Raw genomic sequence first — 16,697 nt, 5'->3', positions numbered from 1 at the left:
TGGTCGCACCCCCGATCGGGGCGCGGCTCACCGGAGGGTCGGAGCGGACCGCCCGTTCCCTACCGCGTTCCCACAGAAAATCGCAGAAATTCCTCGCCGTGGGGGTCCCACGCCGGTTCACTCAGCGCGGGTCGGCCGGCCCGGTACCTGTTTGGGCGGTCGTCCGCGACCGACGTCCAGCGACGCGCGGTCGGCGGCCGAGGTGCCGGACGACCACCCCTCGGCGTCCCGGACGCTGAGCCGGTGTCGGGTGACGCCGGGGAAGAGCGTGTCCAGCCGCTCCTGAACCGCCGCGCCGCGTGCGGCGAGCACCGGCAGCAGCCGCTCCGGCCCGGCCGTCTCGGCAGCCTCCCGGTCCGCCGCATCGGTGGCCGCCCGCAGCCGCTCACCGATGCGCAGCGCGAACGCGTTCAGGAAGGACTCGTCCCAGACACGGGTCCGCCGTCCGGACCCCGGCCGCCGCTCGGCCCGCCCGCGCAGCATCGCGGCGGTGGCCTGGACCAGCAGTGAGGTGTACAGCAACTCCACCGCCACCAGGTCGGCCGGCCAGCCCAGCACGGTGGCGAAACCGAGGTCGTCGGACCAGACCGCCTCGCACCGGTTGGCCGCCGCCACCTCCTGCACCAGCAGCGCCTTCGCCCCCGCGTACGGGGGCTCGGTGCCGAGCCGCACCCCGCCGGGCAGGTCGGTACGCTCGGACCCGATGGACAGCAGCGCCTCGTCGAGGCTGTGCCGGGCGATCAACTCCTGCGCCTTGCCGGTCAGCGCCTCGGCCTCCGCCGGGAAGGTCGTCGACTCGGCCTTGGCCAGCAGCGCCCGGACCCGATCGAGCATCCGGGACCCCGAGCCGCCGCGGGCCGGCTGGCCGACGCTCTCCGCGCCGGTCGTGCCGGGCGGCGGACGCAGCACCGCGATCGGCGGCAGGCTCTCCACCAGCACGAGGGTGTCCACCGCCGCGCGCAGCGCGTCGACCCGGTCCAGCCCTTCCCGGGTGGACCAGCCAGCCAGTACGCCCCGGTCGTCGTCCCACCACACCTCGGCGGTCAGGTCGCGGAGCTGTTCGTCGAACCAGGCCGGGACCGGCGCTGCCTGGTCGCGCCGCTGCGCGGCCATCGCGTCCCGCACCAGCCGGGCCGAGCGGGCACCGAGCCGTCGGGCGGCGAGCCGGTCCAGGTCCACCGGCTGCCAGCCGCGCGGCCAGAGCCGACCCACGCCGCGGACCAGGCGACGCAGCAGCGCCACGTCCACCGCCGCCGTGCCGTCCGCCGCGCCGGTGCCGACCATGAGCCGATCCAGCTGCCGTTCGGCCTGGCGTACGTCGGTGCCGCGCACCGCCGCGAGCGCGTCGGCGACGAGTTCGTCCGCGTCCGGCACGTGCACCTCCCTGTCCAGGTTGCGCTGCCAGCGTGAGTCTGTCCGTTCGCAGCTCCATGATCATGCCGTCCGACGCGCTGAAGACGCGAAACGGGGATGTTGCCGCCCGCGGATGGCGAGCTGCGGGTGACCAACACGACGTGGCCGACGCCGCTTGATCGAGTGGAGATTGGGCAGTTTGAGGTAGTTTGACCGGGACTTTGGCGGATGCGAGGTGGGTAGTGGTCGGTTCGAAGCAGCCGAGTGCGTACAGCGCCGCCATCCCGGACGTCCGCTCGTCCATCCTGGCCGGTGCCCTGCTCGGGATCGCGGTCATGGCCGCGGTGGACGAGACCCTCTTCCACCAGGTGCTGGCCTGGCACCACTTCTATGACCGGTCCACCCCGTCGGTGGCACTGCTCTCGGACGGGCTGCTGCACGCCGCCGAGCTGATTGCCCTGGTCGGCGGGTTCTTCTGGTTCGCCGACCTGCGCCGGAGGGCTGCCCTGTCGACCAGGCTGGCCTGGGGTGGTCTGCTGCTCGGCGCCGGAGGATTCCAGCTGTTCGACGGGCTTGTCGACCATAAGGTGCTCCGGCTGCACCAGATTCGTTACGGCGTACACGTGGTGCCGTACGACGTGGCGTGGAACGTGGGCGGCGCGATCCTGCTGCTGGCCGGTGCCGCGCTGGTCTGGCGGGCCCGGTCCCGCTCGCCGGGCGACGGCGTCCGTTGACAGGGCTGGTCGTACCTGCCGGGGCGGACTGGTTCGCCCACGAGGGGCACGTGACCGAGGGCCCGGACTGGTTCCCGCTGGCGGTGGTCGGGCTGTTGGCCGGCAGCTACCTGCTGGCCGTCGTACGTGACCAGCGGGGCTGGAACCACTGGCGCACCGCCGCCTGGCTGGTCGGGTGCGCGCTACTGGCGTTCGCCGTGGGGCCGCTGGCTCAACCCTCTGGCGACCCGCGTCTGCACATGGCGCAGCATCTGCTGCTCGGAATGCTGGCCCCGCTCGGGCTGGTGCTCGGCGCCCCGGTGACCCTGCTGTTGAGGGTCGCGCCGCCGGCGGTACGCCGGGCGGTGGGCCGGGTGCTGCGCGCACGCCCCCTGCATCTGATCGCCCACCCGGTCACCGCCGCGCTGCTCAGTGCGGGTGGGCTGACGCTGGTGCTGCTCACCCCGCTGTACGCCGCGGCGGAGCGTCTGCCCGCCCTGCACCACGCCCTGCACGTGCACTACCTGGCCGCCGGGTACCTGTTCGCCTGGTCGCTGGCCGGTCCGGACCCGGCACCGCGTCGCCCTGGGCTGGCCGTACGGGTCGGCGCGCTGCTCGGCGCGGCCGCGGGGCACGCGGCGCTCGCCAAGTACCTCTACGCGAACGCCGACACCCTGCCGCCCGGCCTCAGCGACCCGGATCGGGCGCTGTTCCGCGCCGCCGCCCAACTCATGTACTACGGCGGCGACCTCGCGGAGCTGCTGCTCGCCGTAGCTCTCTTTGCCACCTGGTACCACCGCCCCACCCGATCCATCTCGAACGCGCCCAGCCGGCGGCTCCACACGGCTCGCCCGTTGGCTTGATCAAGGAGGTTCGCGATCCGAAAAGGCGGTTTCTTGACGAGGTCAGGCGCGGGCTGCGAGAGCGGTGGAGAGCTGGCTCAGGAACACCCGGACGCTCTCCTCGCTGTGGTGCGTCTCGATCTGGTCGTTCAGGGGGCCCGGGTGGCGCAGCGCCTGGGTGAGCGCGTCCAGTGTTTCGGCCCGGTCTCCGGGGTAGCGCCCGTCGGTCACCCCGGTGGCGACCCGGGTCACCACCGTGTCGTCGAGCGTCCGGTCGAACTGGATGCCGTAGAGGATTCCGTTGACGTGGCCCTTCCAACTGTTCGTATCCATGCTCGTCGGCTCCAGATGGTCAGGCTCGGGGAGGTCGGGGCGGTGGCCAGCAGCGTAGCCAGAGGCACGCCGCCACCCGGGCGGCGCGTCCCGGCCTGGCCGACGACGAGTCAGCTCCAGTCGTTGAGGATCGTGTCGACCGGCAGGACGTCCCGCTCCGGGTCGGGTGCTGGGGGCGGTGGGTTGGTCGGCGTTCGGTCGAAGCGGGGCGCCGGGGCCGGCTGGATCTCGCCGCCCACCTCGACGAAGGTGCCTCGGGCGGCGTTGTGCGGATGCCGGTGCGCCTCGCCGGGGGCGAGCACCGGCGCGACGCAGGCGTCCAGGTCGGCGAAGATCGTCGTCCACTCGTCCCGGGTCCGCTCGGCGAACCGCTCGGTGAACCGGCGGCGCAGCTCGTCCCAGCCGCTCGGGTCGTACTGCGCGGGCAGGTCCGCCTCGGCGAGGTCGAGGCCGGTCAGCAGTACGGCGTAGAACGCCGGCTCCATGGCGCCGACCGCCATGAAGCCGCCGTCGGCGGTGCGGTACGTGTCGTAGAACGGCGCCCCGCCGTCGAACATGTTGTGCCCGCGCGGCGCGGCCCACAGGCCGGTGCCGAGCAGCCCGTGCAGGAACGCGGTGAGCAGCGCCGAGCCGTCCACCATCGCCGCGTCGACCACCTGACCGGTGCCGGAGCGTTCCCGTTCCAGCAGTGCGGCCAGCACACCGACGGCGAGCAGCATGCCACCGCCACCGAAGTCGCCGAGCAAATTCATTGGCGCGTACGGACGCTCGCCGGCCCGGCCCAGTGGCTCCAGCGCTCCGGCCACCGCGATGTAGTCGATGTCGTGCCCGGCCCGGGCTGCCAACGGGCCGTCCTGGCCCCAGCCGGTCATCCGCGCGTACACCAGCCGGGGGTTGCGGGCCCGGCAGGTCTCCGGCCCGAAGCCCAGCCGCTCGGCCACCCCCGGCCGGTACGCCTCGACCAGCACGTCCGCCCGATCCACCAGGCGCAGCAGGTCGGCGACTCCGGCCGGTGACTTCAGGTCCAGCGCGGTGATCCGCCGACCGCGCTGCAACGGCCCGGTGGTCGGCGCGGCCAGCCGCCCGGCACCCGGTCCACCCGGCCGGTCCACCCGTACGACATCCGCGCCGAGGTCGGCGAGCACCATGCAGCCGAACGGTGCCGGAGCCAGGCTGGCCAGCTCGACCACCCGCACCCCGGCCAGCGGCCCGCCCGAGGCGGTCACGCGGCACCCACGGTCGTGACCTCGCCGCGCTCAGCCAAGATCGTGCTCGATCCAGGATGTGGTGGGGTACGAAGCCCTTCGACGCCACTACCTTCCTGATCGAGCGCGATCATGCTGCCGACCCCTCCGGCGCGGTCGGCGATCCGCTCGGATCCACCGCTCGTGGTCGTCACGCGACGGCCGCCGGTTCGGTGGGGCGGACGGCCGTCGCCGCCGCCAGCCGGTCGGTCAGGTCGGCGGGAGGTGTGAACCGGTCGCCGTAACGCGCGGCCAGCTCGGTTGCCCGGGCCACGAAGCCCGCCGGGCCGCCCGCGTACTGCCGGACGTAGCGGATCACCCCTCCGGTCCACGCCGGAAAGCCGATGCCGAAGATCGAACCGATGTTGGCGTCGGTCTCGGTCCGCAGCACCCCCTCGTCCAGGCAACGCAGCGCGTCCAGCGCCTCGGCGAAGAGCATCCGCTCCTGGAGGTCGGTGAACGGCACCGCCCGGCCAGCGTCGGTGGTCAGCTCGGCCAGGCCGGTCCACAGCCGACCACGGGTGCCGTCGGCGTACCCGTAGAAGCCGCGCCCGGCGGAACGCCCCGGCCGGTCGTACGCGTCCACCAGCTCGTCGACGAGCCGGTGCGCCGGCAGCGGCAGCGGCAGGAAGCCTTCGCTGGCAGCCTCGAACTGCCGCCGGATCCGCTGGATCAGGGTGAGGCTCACCTCGTCGGCCAGTGCCAGCGGCCCGGTCGGGTAGCCGGCCTGGAGGGCGGCCTGCTCCACCGAGGCGGCCGGCACTCCCTCGGCGACCATGCCGACCGCCTCGTCGATGAAGCGGCCGATCACCCGGCTGGTGAAGAAGCCCCGGCCGTCGTTGACCACGATGGGTGTCTTGCCGATCCGCCGGCCCAGGTCGAACGCCCGGGCCAGCGCGGCGTCCCCGGTCTGTTCACCGACCACGATCTCCAGCAGCGGCATCCGGTCCACCGGGGAGAAGAAGTGCATGCCGATGAAGTCGGCCGGCCGGTCCACTCCGGCGGCCAGCCCGGTGATCGGCAGGGTGGAGGTGTTGGAGGCGAGCAGCGCGCCCGGGGCCAGCACCGGCAGCACCTCGGCGAACACCGTCCGCTTCAGGGCCGGGTCCTCGAAGACCGCCTCGATCACCGCATCGCAGCCGGCGAGGGCGTCCACCTGGTCGGTGGTGACGATCCGGTCCAGTACGGCCCGGGCGTCCGCCTCGGTGGCGCGGCCCTTGCGGACCTTGCGGGCCAACAGCCGCTCGGCGTGCTCCCGGGCCCGGCCGGCGGCCTCCGGCGAGACGTCCTTCACCACCACGTCCAGGCCGGCGCTGGCACAGGCGTACGCGATCCCCGCGCCCATCATGCCGGCACCCAGCACCGCCACCCGGCGTACCGGAGCGACATCCACTCCGGGCGGCCGGGCGGCACCGCCGTTGACCGCCTTCAGGTCGAAGAAGAACGCCCCGATCATGTTCTTGGCGACCTGCCCGGTGAGCAGACCGATCAGGTGCCGCGTCTCCACGGTGAACGCGGTCTCCAGGTCGACCTGCGCGCCCTCGACGGCGGTGGCCAGGATCGCCTCGGGTGCGGGCAGCCGGGCCCCCTTGAGCTGCTTGCGCAGCGTGGCCGGAAAGGCCGGTAACTGTGCGGCCAGTGCACGGCTGGCCGGTGTGCCGCCGGGCATCCGGTAGTCCGGTCGGTCCCACGGCTGAGTCGGCTGCGGGTTGGCCGCGATCCAGGCTCGGGCCCGGTCCAGCAGCTCCGCCGGGGTGGCCACCACCTCGTCGACCAGCCCGGCGGCCAGGGCGTCGGTCGGGCGCATCCGTCGGCCGGTGAGCAGCACCGTGGTCAGCGCCCCGGCCAGGCCGAGCATCCGCACGGTCCGGGTGACGCCACCGGCACCGGGCAGCAAACCGAGGGTCACCTCGGGCAGCCCGAGCCGGGAGCCGGGCGCGTCCAGCGCGATCCGATGGTGGCAGGCGAGCGCGATCTCCAGGCCGCCGCCGAGCGCCGAGCCGTTGACCGCGGCGACCACCGGTCGACCCAGCGTCTCCAGTCGTCGCAGGTCCCGCTTGATGGTGCCGAGCAGCTCGGACAGCGCGGGCGCGTCGGCGCGGGTCGCCCGGACCATCTCCGGCAGGTCACCGCCGGCGAAGAAGGTGGACTTCGCGCTGGTCACGATGACCCCGGCCAACTCCTCGCGCTCGGACTCCAGTCGGTCCAGAACGGCGCTCATCGATGCGGCGTACGCCCGGTTCATGGTGTTGGCGGACTGGGTCGGATCGTCCAGGGTGAGCGTGACGATGCCGTCGGCGCCGCGGTCGTACCGGATGGTGTCGGTCATGATCGTCCTTCCGGGTCGTCAGCAGCGCTCGAGAACGGTGGCGACGCCCATACCGCCGCCGATGCAGAGGGTCACCACGGCGCGGCGCAGGTCGCGGCGCTCCAACTCGTCCAACGCGGTGCCGAGCAGCATCGCACCGGTGGCACCGAGCGGGTGGCCGAGAGCGATCGCGCCGCCGTTGACGTTCACCTGGTCCGGGTCGAGTCCCAGGTCGCGGATGTACTTGAGCACCACCGCGGCGAACGCCTCGTTGATCTCGAACAGGTCGATGTCGGCGAGGGTCAGCCCGGCGGCGGCGAGCGCCTTGTGGGTGGCCGGGATCGGGCCGGTCAGCATCAGCGTCGGGTCGGCGCCGCTGACCGCCGCGCCGACGATCCGGGCCCGCGGGGCGAGGCCGAGCTCCTGACCGACCTCGGCCGAGCCGATCAGCACCAGCGCCGCGCCGTCCACGATGCCGGACGAGTTGCCGGCGTGGTGGACGTGCTCGATCGCCTCCAGCCAGTGGAACTTCTGCAACGCGACCGCGTCGAAGCCGGCCGCCTCGCCCATCGTCGCGAACGACGGGGTGAGCCGCCCCAGCGCCTCCCGGGTGGTCTCCGGACGCGGGTGCTCGTCGACAGTGAGGATGTCCAGCCCGGTGCCGTCGCGTACCGGGACCACCGAGCGGGCGAAGTGCCCGCCGGCCCACGCCTTGGCGGCCCGCTCCTGTGAGCGCAGCGCGTAGCCGTCCACGTCGTCGCGGGTGAAGCCCTCCAGGGTGGCGATCAGGTCCGCGCTGACACCCTGCGGTACGAACGAGGTGGCCAACGCGGTCTGTGGGTCGGTGGCCCAGGCCGCGCCGTCGGACCCCATCGGCACCCGGGACATCGACTCCACCCCGCCGGCGAGCAGCAGATGCTCCCAGCCGGAGCGGATCCGCGCGGCGGCGACGTTGACCGCCTCCAGGCCGGAGGCGCAGAACCGGTTGAGCTGGACCCCGCCCACCTGGTCGGGCAGCCCGGCCAGGAGTGCGGCGGCTCGGGCCAGGTCGCCACCCTGTTCGCCGATCGGGGTGACGATGCCGAGCAGCAGGTCCTCCAGCCGGGCGACGTCCAGCCCGGGGTTGCGCTCGCGCAGCGCGTCGATCAGGCCGACCACCAGGGAGATCGGCTTCACCCCGTGCAGCGCGCCGGTGTCCCGGCCGCGTCCGCGCGGGGTGCGGACCGCGTCGAAGACGTACGCCTCAGAGGGCACGGGCGATCAGCTCCTTCATGATCTCGTTGGTGCCGCCGTAGATCTTCTGGACGCGGGCGTCGGCGTACATCCGGGCGATCGGGTACTCGGTGGTGTAGCCGTAGCCGCCGAAGAGTTGCAGGCAGCGGTCGATCACCTCGCACTGCCCGTCGGTGAGCCAGGACTTCGCCATGGCGGCGGTCGCCACGTCCAACTCGCCACGGGTGTGCCGGACGATGCAGTCGTCCAGGAAGACCCGACTGACCCGGGTACGGGTGGCGCACTCGGCGAGCACCATCCGGGTGTTCTGGTGGCCCATCAGTGGCTTGCCGAAGGCGGTGCGCTCCTTGGTGTACGCGACGGTCAGCTCGACAGCTCGTTCCATCGCTGCCACCGCGCCGACACCGATCACCAGCCGCTCCTGGGGAAGCTGCTGCATGAGCTGGATGAAGCCCAACCCTTCGGTGCCGCCGAGGAGGTTGCCCGCCGGCACCCGGAACTCGTCGAAGAACAGCTCGGCGGTGTCGTTGGCGTGCAGCCCGATCTTGGACAGCAGACGACCTCGTCGGAACCCGGTGGGATCGCCGCCGACCTCGCAGACCAGCAGCGACACGCCGGCCGCCCGCTGCTCGGGGTCGGTCTTGACGGCCACGATGATCAGGTCGGCGAGCCCGCCGTTGGTGATGAACGTCTTCGCCCCGGTGACCAGGTAGTCGTCACCGTCACGGACCGCCCGGGTGCGGATCGCCTGGAGGTCCGAGCCGCCGTCCGGTTCGGTCATCGCGATCGCGCCGATCAGCTCACCGCTGCACAGGCCGGGCAGCCAACGTCGCTTCTGCTCCTCGTTGCCGTACGTCGCCAGGTAGCCGGTGACGATGCCACTGTGCACGGCCAGCCCGAGGCTGCCCTCCCCGGTGTACGCCTGCTCGTGCAGCAGCACGGCCTCGTGGGTGAACCCGCCGCCGCCACCGCCGTACTCCTCCGGCACCGAGAGGCCGAGCAACCCCAGCTCACCCGCGCGCCGGTAGTGCTCGCGGTCCGGATGGCCCTGCGCAAGCAGGCGGTCGGCGTGCGGCAGCACCTCCTTGGTGAAGAAGGTGCGGGCCAGGTCGGCCAGGTCGTCATGCTCCGGCTCACGCCAGGGCGCGTCGGATGCGGGCGTCGGCATGTGCACACCCTCGCGCGCTGTTGACGGCATGTCAATAAGTCTCGATCAGTAGCCGCGCACAGGCGTCCGGGTCGTCCGCGAAGGGCAGGTGTCCGCAGCCCGGTAGCGGCACGTGCCGGGCCTCCGGCAGCGCCGCGCGGGCCCGCCGGGTCTGACTGTGGTACGGCAGCACGAGATCGCGCGTACCCCAGGCGACCGTCACCGGAATCCGCGCCAGCGCCCCCGGCGTGCGCTGCCTGGCGGTGCCGTGGGGCTGCCCGCCGTGTGGATTCTGTGAGTATCCCTTGTGGAGCTGGCACTGCCCTTGGCGGAGCTGGCACAGCCTTCGGCGGAGCTGGCACTGCCTTCGGCGGAGCTGGCACTGCCTTCGGCGGAGCTGGCACTGCCCTTGGCGGTGCTGCCATTGCCTTCGGCGGAGCTGGCACTGCCCTTGGCGGAGCTGGCACTGCCCTTGGCGGAGCTGGCACTGCCCTCGGCCGAGCTGCCATTGCCCGAATGCCGTCCGGGCCGCCGGGAAGCCCGGCGCGTCGGCGAGCGCCGCCGCCGAGGCGACGCACTCGTCGGCGGTCAGCTGGCTCGGGTGGCCGTAGAAGAGCCCGCAGAGAGAGACCCGGCCGGCCCGGCTCGCCAGCAGTCGAGGCAGCACCGGGCGCAGTGCGACGGCCGCCGACCGTGCACCACCCACCGTCAGTTGGCACCAGCGCCGCCCGACCGGCCCCCAGAAGCCGATCGGCGAGAACGCGGTGACCGACCGGACCAGCCCCCGCCGGCCCAGCTCCAGCGCGATGCCGCCGCCCAGGGAGCTGCCGGCCACGGCGGGCTGGTGTACCCCGAGCGCGTCCAGAAACGCGGCGACCCGATCGGCCAGGAGGTCGACCGAGCCGGGAGGGCGGGGTCTGGGTGGGTCGGCTCCGGGTGGGTCGGCTCCGAGTGGGCCGGCTCCGGGTGGGTCGGCTCTGAGTGGGTCGGCTCCGGGTGGGTCGGCTCTGAGTAAGTCGGCTCCGGGCAGGCCGGAGGCGTCGGCGCTGAGCGCGTTGGGCCACGGGGGAGAGCTGCCGAAGCCTGGCAGGTCGAGCGCGATGACGTCCCGGTGCCGGGCCACCTCGTCCAGCACCGGCTGCCACACCTGCCAGCGGCTCCCGATGCCGTGGATGAGCACTAGCGGTGGGCCGTTGCCGCGCCGCGAGTGGGCGAGCCAGTCGGGATGCGCGCGTCGCATCGTCCGACCCTGGCACACCATCGATGCCTCAGCCAGGCCCGCGGCGGGCCCGAGCGCGACCGAAAGTGTCGTACACCTGTTCTATTCTTTTGTCATGGTCGAGGCGTTGGAGCGGGCAGAAGTCGCAGTGGCGGCATGCTCCGACGCGGCTACCTGGGCGATGCCGGAATCGGAACTGGTCGCGGTGATCGACGCGTCGCACCGGCTTCAGCAGCGGCTGGCCGCGGTGCAACTGGCGGCCGTGCGGGAGTTGGACGGGCGGGGCGTGGCGGTCGCGCAAGGTGCGTCGTCGACGGTCGTGTGGTTGCGGGAGCGGTTACGGCTGACCGTCCCCGCTGCCCGCCGGTTGGTCGACCTCGCGGCCGCCCTGGACACCGGCGCCCGCGACGTGTGGCGTGCCCTCGCCGACGGCAGCATCACCGTGGAGCAGGCCCAGGTCATCGCCGGCACGATCGACACGGTGCATGCCTGCGCCGGTGCGGATGCGGCCGACAAGGCGGTCGGCGTTCTGATCGATTGGGCCGGGCAGTTCGATCCGGCGCTGCTGCGCAAACTCGGCGGCCGAATCCTCGATCATGTCGCCCCCGAGGTCGCTGACGCCGCCGCCCGCGCCGAACTGGAGGCCGAGGCTCGCCGGGCCGCCCGGGACCGGCACGTCACCATCAGCGAATATTCCGATGGTCGGTTACGCCTGGCCGGCAGCCTCGACGCCGAGACTGCCGCTGCTCTGCGCGCCGTCATCGACCCGCTCAGCGCGCCCGCCGGGCCGGATGACACTCGCACGCCGGGCCAGCGTCGGCACGACGCGCTCACCGACGTGTGCAGACTGGCTCTGCGCACTGGTGAGTTGCCCGAGCATGGCGGCGACCCGGCCCAGATCGTGATCACCGCCGGCTACGACACGCTGCTTCAGCGCCTCGACGCGGGCGCCCTCGACACCGGTCTCGCGCTCAGTCCTGAGGCGGTGCGCCGCCTGGCCTGCGACGCCAGCATCCTGCCCGCCGTGCTCGGCGGTGCGGGGCAGGTCCTCGACGTGGGCCGGCAACGCCGTCTCATCACCGGCCCGCTGCGGCGAGCCCTGGTGTTACGCGATCGTGGCTGTGCCTTTCCCGGTTGTGACCGGCCGCCACGCTGGTGCGATGCCCACCATATTCGGCACTGGGCGGATGGCGGCCCGACCAGCCTGTCGAACGCCGTACTGCTCTGTGGTCACCACCACCGACACCTGCACCACGGCGACTGGGCCGTCCAGCTTGCCGGCGACGGCCACCCGGAGTTCGTCCCGCCGGCCTGGCTCGATCCGAATCAGCTACCCCGCCGCAACCACTACCGCCTGCGCAGATAGGTCGCCGGGCGCGTGCCTACGCGTGCCTGACGTTGCCGAGGCTCGCTCGGCGACGAGTCACTCCGCCTCGTCGCCATCGGTGGGACGCGGCGGGCGGTGCTCGGCGATCCACGCCTCCACGTCAGCACGCAGCCACACCGTCGTGCCGTGCAGCCGTTGGAACGGGGCGGGAAACGTTGGGTAGCGGATGAGCTGGCGCATTCGAGTCCGGCTCACGCCGAGCAGATCTTGCAGCTCGTGCGGGCCGACCAGCGACCCGGGATACCACCCACCACCTGACGGTAGGGCGATCAGCAATGCCCATTTGCGCCGCCGACGCGGCAATCCCTTGATCACTTGATGCTGAGTAGTTGGAAAACGTGTTGGGTAACTGCTGAGCATCAAGTGATCAAGGAGCGGGGGAGGGGGCGGGCGTGCGCGTCTAGGCCGGGGGCGTGAGCTGCCGCTAGGGTCGGGCAGATGAGCGTCGAGACTGCGCCGCGTCGTCGCCGGCTGGAGCCGGACGCCCGGCGCGGGCAGATCCTGACCTGCGCGGTCCGGCTGTTCGGCGAGCGCCCCTACCCGGACGTGTCGACCACCGACATCGCCCGCGAGGCGGGTGTCGCACGGGGCTTGGTCAACCACTACTTCGGCACCAAGAAGGAGCTCTACCTGGAGGTCGTCCGGGTCATGGTGACCATTCCGGAGGTGGCCGTCGAGCGGCTGCCCAAGGGCGATCTGCGTACCCGGGTGGACGCCAGCGTCTCCTGGTTCCTCGACGTGGTCTCCCGACACGGCACCTCCTGGCTCGCCGCCGTCACCGCGCGGGGAATGGGCGGCGACGCCGACGTGGAGCGCGTGCTCGCCGAGGCCGAGGAGGTCGCCGCCGACCGGATGCTGGTCGCCGTCGGCCTGGCCGGGGAGGCGGAGCACCGCGAGGAGTTGCGGGGGATGGTCCGGGCGTACGGCGGGCTGGCCACCTCGACCGCCCGGGAGTGGCTGCAACGCGGCGCGCTGACCCGCGTCCAGGTACACCTGCTGCTCACCACCACACTGCTGGCCATCGTCGAGCAGGTCATTCCGGAGGCCATCGCCCCGGGCGCTCGGCCTCGTACGACGGACGTACCCGGTCGCGCAGCGCCATGACCGATACCGCGCCGACCACTGCCACGCCCGACCGCACCTCGCCCGACCGCACCTCGCCCGACCGCACCTCGCCCGACCGCACCTCGCCCGACCGCACGCCGCTCGATGGCACCGCGCTCGATGGTGCCGCGCTCGATGGCACCGCGCCGACCATCACCGCGCTCGGCGGTCCCCGGCGCAGGCTGCGGGTGGCGATCATCGGCTCTGGGTTCGGCGGGGTGGCGGTGGCCGCCGCGCTACGCCGGGGCGGTGACGCCGAGGTGGTGCTGCTGGAGCGGGCTGACCGGGCCGGTGGCGTCTGGCGGGACAACACCTATCCGGGCTGCGCCTGCGATATCCCGGCGCCGCTCTACTCGTACTCCTTCGCACCCAACCCCGGCTGGACGCGGCGCTTCCCGCCGCACGGGGAGATCCTGGACTACCTGCACCGCTGCGTCGACGAGCTGGGGCTGGCCGACAGCGTCCGACTGCGTACCGAGGTCACCGACGCCGAGTGGGACGAGGCGGCGGAGTGCTGGCGGCTGCGTACCGCCGATGGCGCGGAACTGACCGCGGACGTGCTGGTGCCGGCCGTCGGCCAGCTCTCCCGCCCGGTGGTGCCGGCGCTGCCCGGCGCGGAGCGGTTCGCCGGGCCGGCGCTGCACACCGCCCGGTGGGACCCGTCGATCTCGCTGGATGGTGCCCGGGTCGCGGTGATCGGCACCGGGGCCAGCGCGGTACAGCTGGTACCGGCCATCGCGGACCGTACGGCGCGGGTCACCGTCTTCCAGCGCACCCCGCCCTGGACGCTGCCGAAGCCGAACCGCCGGTACGGGCGGCTGGGCCGTGCGCTCTACCAGCGGGTGCCGGCGCTGATGCGGCTTCCTCGGGCGGCGTTCTGGTCGCTCACCGTGTTCACCGGGCTTGCGGTGACCGGCAACCGTGCCGCCGCCGCTGTGCTCCGGGGCGTCTCGCGGGCGCAGCGGCGGTGGCAGGTACGCGATCCCGAGCTGCGGGCCCGGGTCACGCCGACCGAGCCGATGGGCTGCAAGCGGGTGCTGTTCACCAGCGACTGGCTGCCCACCCTGGCCCGCCCCGACGTCGAGCTGGTCACCGAGAAGATCGTTGAGGTGACCGAGGTCGGGCTGCGTACCGCCGACGGTCGGATCCACCCCTGCGACGTGCTGGTCTACGGCACCGGTTTCGCGGCCACCGAGTTCCTGGCCCCGATCCGGGTCACCGGGCGTGCCGGTCGGCGGCTCACCGACGAGTGGCGCGACGGCGCGTACGCGTACCTCGGGATGGCGGTTCCCGGTTTTCCCAACCTCTTCCTGGTGTACGGCCCGAACACCAACACCGGCAACACCTCGGTCGTCTACTTCCACGAGGCGCAGGCCCGGCACATCGCCCAGGCGGTATGCCTGCTCGCCGCCGGCGGCCCGCCGCTGGAGGTACGCCCGGAGGTTGCCGCCGACCACGACGCCGAGCTGCAACGCCGGCTCGCCTCCAGCGTGTGGACCGCGTGTCAGAGCTGGTACCGCACGGCCAGCGGGCGAGTGGTCACCAACTGGCCGGGAATGGCCGACGAGTACCGCCGTCGTACCGCCCGGCTGAACCCGGCCGACTACGGCCGTACCGTCTAGTCGGTCCTCAGGCGGCGCGGCGGCCGGCGCTCGCGGCCGGTGCGGCCCGGCGGTCGGCGGCCTGTGCCGGGTACGGCTCGGAGTGGACCACCCGCAGCGGCCGGTCCACCTCGTCGGTCCGGAATCGCCAGCGTGACGACGTCGGCTGCCGCTGCGGCGCGGGGCCCCCGGGGCGCAGCCCGGGCCGGGACAGCAGCACCGTGATCAGGTAGCCCACCACCAGGAACCCGTGACTGACCAGCCGCTCCCCGCTCACCGTTCCGGTGGCCAGGTCGTTGACCGAGAGCAGCAGCAACGTGCCGACGAACGCGCTGAGCATCGGCAGCAGGCCGGCTGGTGGGCTGCGGCGTACCGCCACGAAGAGGAAGCCGGCGCCCACCGCGACGTTCCAGGCGGCTGACTCGTGCCACAGGTGCTGGCCGGCCGGGTGCAGGTGATCGGCGGCTGCCCCCCGGCCGACCTGGGCCAGGCCGAGCACCAACTGCACCGCGCCGAGCAGCCCGAGCGCCGCGCGCAGCCCGGCGACCAGCCGGCCCCGCCAGGCTGCCCCGCGCCAGGCTGCCCCGCGCCAGGCTGCCCCGCGCCAGGCTGCCCCGCGCCAGGCTGCCCCGCGCCGCGCGACCGCGGGCCGCCAGCGCCGCCAGCGCCGCCGGGGTCGGCCGGGCGGCGGCGCGGCGGCGGCGAGAATGGCGTCGGTCCGGTCGGGTACGTCGACGACCAGCCGGGTACGGACCCGACGGGTCACCGCCGCCGCCACCGTCAGCCAGGCCCGGCAGTCCGCGCAGCCGTCGAGGTGGTGCTGCGCCGCCGCCCGTTCCACGGCGGTCTCCTCGCCGTCCAACTGCACCGACAGGACTTCCCGCCACTGCTCACACCCCATGTACGGGTAGTCGGTCCGGCCCTCGCCCCGGTTCCCGCCGACCGGTCGGAACCGACGTGACCCCGGTCGCTGGAAAATCGCGCTCCTCCGGCCGGCACGCCCGTTCACCAGCGGCGACCGACGCCCGTTGTGGAATACTCGCCCGATCATGAACCGCTACGGCCTGCTGATCCTGCCCGCGACAAATCGGGTGTACGCCCGTTCCGCCGTCGACCTCACCCAAGCTGAGCTGGAGATATTCGGCCGTTCGGCGCTCGACGGTCGGATCGGCGACCTGGCCACCGAGACCGTCGGCGGGGCCAGCTACGTGACGTTCAGCGGCGACGGGCTGACCGAGCGGGACCTGGCCGTGCTGGGCAACCTCTCCGCCGGGTACGCGCTGTTCGAGTTCGTGGGCGAGCTGCTGCGCCCGGTCGAGTGGAGCCGGCTGGACCGCTACGACGACGATCTGCTCACGATCCTGAAGTACCCGGGCAAGACCAACGAGCAGTTCACCAAGCTGCTGCTCAACGTCACCCTGCTCGCCTCGGACTGGGCCGGCGAGCTGACCAGCCGACGGTTCCGGGTGCTCGACCCGCTCTGCGGCCGGGGCACCACCCTCAACCAGGCACTGATGTACGGCTTCGACGCCTCCGGCGTGGAACGCGACCAGAAGGACGTCGAGGCGTACCGGGCGTTCGTCACCACCTGGCTGAAGCAGAAGCGGCTCAAGCACCGGGTGCTGGAGTCGGGGCCGGTACGGCGGGAGCGCAAGGTCGTCGGTCGCCGGGTGCGGATCGAGCTGGCGTCGACCCGCGAGGAGCACAAGGCCGGCAACGTCCAACTGCTGGACGTGGTCAACGCCGACACCACCCGCGCCGGGGAGTTCTTCCGGCCGGAGACCTTCGACCTGCTCGTCGCGGACGCCCCGTACGGCGTCCAGCACGGCAGCCGTACGGCCGAGCACGGGCTGACCCGGGGTCCGCTGGCGCTGCTGGAGGAGGCTGCGCCGGTCTGGGCGCGACTGCTGCGTCCCGGCGGCGCGCTCGGCATCTCCTGGAACACGCACGTCGCCGACCGGGACGCCGCCGCAGCAGCGCTGGACGCGGCCGGCCTGTCCGTAATCGACGCGCAGCCCTACCAGGCCCTACGCCACCGGGTAGACCAGTCCATCATGCGCGACATCCTGGTAGCCCCCCCCCCCCCCCGCCCCCCCGCCCCCCCCCCCCCGCCCCCCCCCGCCCGGGGTGTCCCCGACCCGGCCGGCGCGGCCCAGGGCCGGCATCGTGGTGACCAGGGAGAGGTCGTCGGCGCGGCCCGCGTACACGCCGCC

General features: G+C 73.0%; 15 protein-coding genes. 6 read left to right on the top strand and 9 right to left on the bottom strand.

The genetic code is table 11. The features are described 5' to 3' along the window. Nucleotides 1–117: 117 nt before the first annotated feature. Nucleotides 118–1,374 carry a DUF2786 domain-containing protein gene (locus tag ACFQGL_RS28045; RefSeq protein ID WP_377515555.1) on the bottom strand — a complete coding sequence of 419 codons (1,257 nt, stop codon included), beginning with the start codon at nt 1,372–1,374 and terminating at the stop codon, nt 118–120. Nucleotides 1,375–1,595: 221 nt separating this feature from the next. Here ACFQGL_RS28045 and ACFQGL_RS28040 point away from each other — a divergent pair, with 221 nt between their 5' ends. Together ACFQGL_RS28040 and ACFQGL_RS28035 are read left to right on the top strand one after the other, a co-directional pair. After that, the gene (locus tag ACFQGL_RS28040; RefSeq protein WP_377515553.1) at nt 1,596–2,087 is read left to right on the top strand and encodes a DUF2243 domain-containing protein; all 492 of its coding nucleotides are present in this window, start codon (nt 1,596–1,598) and stop codon (nt 2,085–2,087) included. A 50-nt stretch (nt 2,088–2,137) separates the two neighbouring features. Next, nucleotides 2,138–2,929 (top strand): cytochrome c oxidase assembly protein, encoded by a 792-nt coding sequence (locus ACFQGL_RS28035; RefSeq protein ID WP_377515551.1) that lies wholly within the window; start codon nt 2,138–2,140, stop codon nt 2,927–2,929. A 42-nt stretch (nt 2,930–2,971) separates the two neighbouring features. Here ACFQGL_RS28035 and ACFQGL_RS28030 read toward each other — a convergent pair whose 3' ends face one another. The 6 genes from ACFQGL_RS28030 to ACFQGL_RS28005 form a co-directional block, all read right to left on the bottom strand. Beyond that, nucleotides 2,972–3,241: a hypothetical protein gene (locus tag ACFQGL_RS28030; RefSeq protein ID WP_377515550.1), complete on the bottom strand. Its 270-nt coding sequence runs from the start codon at nt 3,239–3,241 to the stop codon at nt 2,972–2,974. A 110-nt stretch (nt 3,242–3,351) separates the two neighbouring features. Next, complete coding sequence (locus tag ACFQGL_RS28025; protein WP_377515549.1) at nt 3,352–4,467, bottom strand: CaiB/BaiF CoA transferase family protein; 1,116 nt, start codon at nt 4,465–4,467, stop codon at nt 3,352–3,354. 169 nt (nt 4,468–4,636) lie between these two features. After that, nucleotides 4,637–6,814 (bottom strand): 3-hydroxyacyl-CoA dehydrogenase NAD-binding domain-containing protein, encoded by a 2,178-nt coding sequence (locus ACFQGL_RS28020; RefSeq protein WP_377515548.1) that lies wholly within the window; start codon nt 6,812–6,814, stop codon nt 4,637–4,639. An 18-nt stretch (nt 6,815–6,832) separates the two neighbouring features. Further along, a complete protein-coding gene (locus tag ACFQGL_RS28015) occupies nt 6,833–8,047 on the bottom strand; it encodes an acetyl-CoA C-acetyltransferase (protein WP_377515547.1) in 1,215 nt (404 codons plus the stop codon). Then, nucleotides 8,037–9,194, bottom strand: coding sequence for an acyl-CoA dehydrogenase family protein (locus ACFQGL_RS28010; RefSeq protein ID WP_377515545.1), 1,158 nt, complete (start codon nt 9,192–9,194; stop codon nt 8,037–8,039). The genes ACFQGL_RS28015 and ACFQGL_RS28010 overlap by 11 nt, the downstream gene beginning before the upstream one ends. A gap of 31 nt (nt 9,195–9,225) precedes the next feature. Continuing rightward, complete coding sequence (locus ACFQGL_RS28005) at nt 9,226–10,413, bottom strand: alpha/beta hydrolase (protein WP_377515544.1); 1,188 nt, start codon at nt 10,411–10,413, stop codon at nt 9,226–9,228. A gap of 94 nt (nt 10,414–10,507) precedes the next feature. Here ACFQGL_RS28005 and ACFQGL_RS28000 point away from each other — a divergent pair, with 94 nt between their 5' ends. Beyond that, the gene (locus tag ACFQGL_RS28000) at nt 10,508–11,758 is read left to right on the top strand and encodes an HNH endonuclease signature motif containing protein (RefSeq protein ID WP_377515542.1); all 1,251 of its coding nucleotides are present in this window, start codon (nt 10,508–10,510) and stop codon (nt 11,756–11,758) included. 57 nt (nt 11,759–11,815) lie between these two features. Here the strand turns inward: ACFQGL_RS28000 and ACFQGL_RS27995 are convergent, their stop codons facing one another. Next, on the bottom strand, nt 11,816–11,974 hold the full coding sequence (locus ACFQGL_RS27995; RefSeq protein WP_377515540.1) for a helix-turn-helix transcriptional regulator: 159 nt from the start codon (nt 11,972–11,974) through the stop codon (nt 11,816–11,818). Nucleotides 11,975–12,217: 243 nt separating this feature from the next. Between ACFQGL_RS27995 and ACFQGL_RS27990 the strand changes: the two genes are divergently transcribed. Both ACFQGL_RS27990 and ACFQGL_RS27985 read left to right on the top strand, forming a co-directional pair. Then, the gene (locus ACFQGL_RS27990) at nt 12,218–12,883 is read left to right on the top strand and encodes a TetR/AcrR family transcriptional regulator (RefSeq protein WP_377515539.1); all 666 of its coding nucleotides are present in this window, start codon (nt 12,218–12,220) and stop codon (nt 12,881–12,883) included. Beyond that, nucleotides 12,880–14,505, top strand: a complete 1,626-nt coding sequence (locus tag ACFQGL_RS27985; RefSeq protein WP_377515538.1) for a flavin-containing monooxygenase — start codon at nt 12,880–12,882, stop codon at nt 14,503–14,505. The genes ACFQGL_RS27990 and ACFQGL_RS27985 overlap by 4 nt, the downstream gene beginning before the upstream one ends. Before the next feature lie 7 nt (nt 14,506–14,512). On the opposite strand, the gene ACFQGL_RS27980 is transcribed toward ACFQGL_RS27985, so the two are convergent. Next, entirely contained in the window at nt 14,513–15,385 is an 873-nt protein-coding gene (locus ACFQGL_RS27980; RefSeq protein WP_377515536.1) for a zf-HC2 domain-containing protein, read from the bottom strand. A 148-nt stretch (nt 15,386–15,533) separates the two neighbouring features. Between ACFQGL_RS27980 and ACFQGL_RS27975 the strand changes: the two genes are divergently transcribed. After that, nucleotides 15,534–16,697, top strand: a 1,164-nt coding sequence (locus ACFQGL_RS27975) for a TRM11 family SAM-dependent methyltransferase (protein ID WP_377515534.1), incomplete at its 3' end; no start/stop codon positions are given.

This window comes from Micromonospora vulcania (assembly GCF_042658605.1).
In the GTDB taxonomy this organism is placed as follows: domain Bacteria; phylum Actinomycetota; class Actinomycetes; order Mycobacteriales; family Micromonosporaceae; genus Micromonospora; species Micromonospora vulcania.
Note: the sequence above shows the minus strand (reverse complement) of the source record. Positions and strands in the feature narration are given on the sequence as shown.

Excerpts from the sequence above, each read along its gene's own strand:
- ACFQGL_RS28010 (WP_377515545.1), bottom strand. The coding sequence starts at position 9,194 with ATGCCGACGCCCGCATCCGACGCGCCCTGGCGTGAGCCGGAGCATGAC.
- ACFQGL_RS27985 (WP_377515538.1), top strand. The coding sequence starts at position 12,880 with ATGACCGATACCGCGCCGACCACTGCCACGCCCGACCGCACCTCGCCC.
- ACFQGL_RS27990 (WP_377515539.1), top strand. The coding sequence starts at position 12,218 with ATGAGCGTCGAGACTGCGCCGCGTCGTCGCCGGCTGGAGCCGGACGCC.
- ACFQGL_RS28030 (WP_377515550.1), bottom strand. The coding sequence starts at position 3,241 with ATGGATACGAACAGTTGGAAGGGCCACGTCAACGGAATCCTCTACGGC.
- ACFQGL_RS28005 (WP_377515544.1), bottom strand. The coding sequence starts at position 10,413 with ATGCGACGCGCGCATCCCGACTGGCTCGCCCACTCGCGGCGCGGCAAC.
- ACFQGL_RS28020 (WP_377515548.1), bottom strand. The coding sequence starts at position 6,814 with ATGACCGACACCATCCGGTACGACCGCGGCGCCGACGGCATCGTCACG.
- ACFQGL_RS27980 (WP_377515536.1), bottom strand. The coding sequence starts at position 15,385 with ATGGGGTGTGAGCAGTGGCGGGAAGTCCTGTCGGTGCAGTTGGACGGC.
- ACFQGL_RS28000 (WP_377515542.1), top strand. The coding sequence starts at position 10,508 with ATGGTCGAGGCGTTGGAGCGGGCAGAAGTCGCAGTGGCGGCATGCTCC.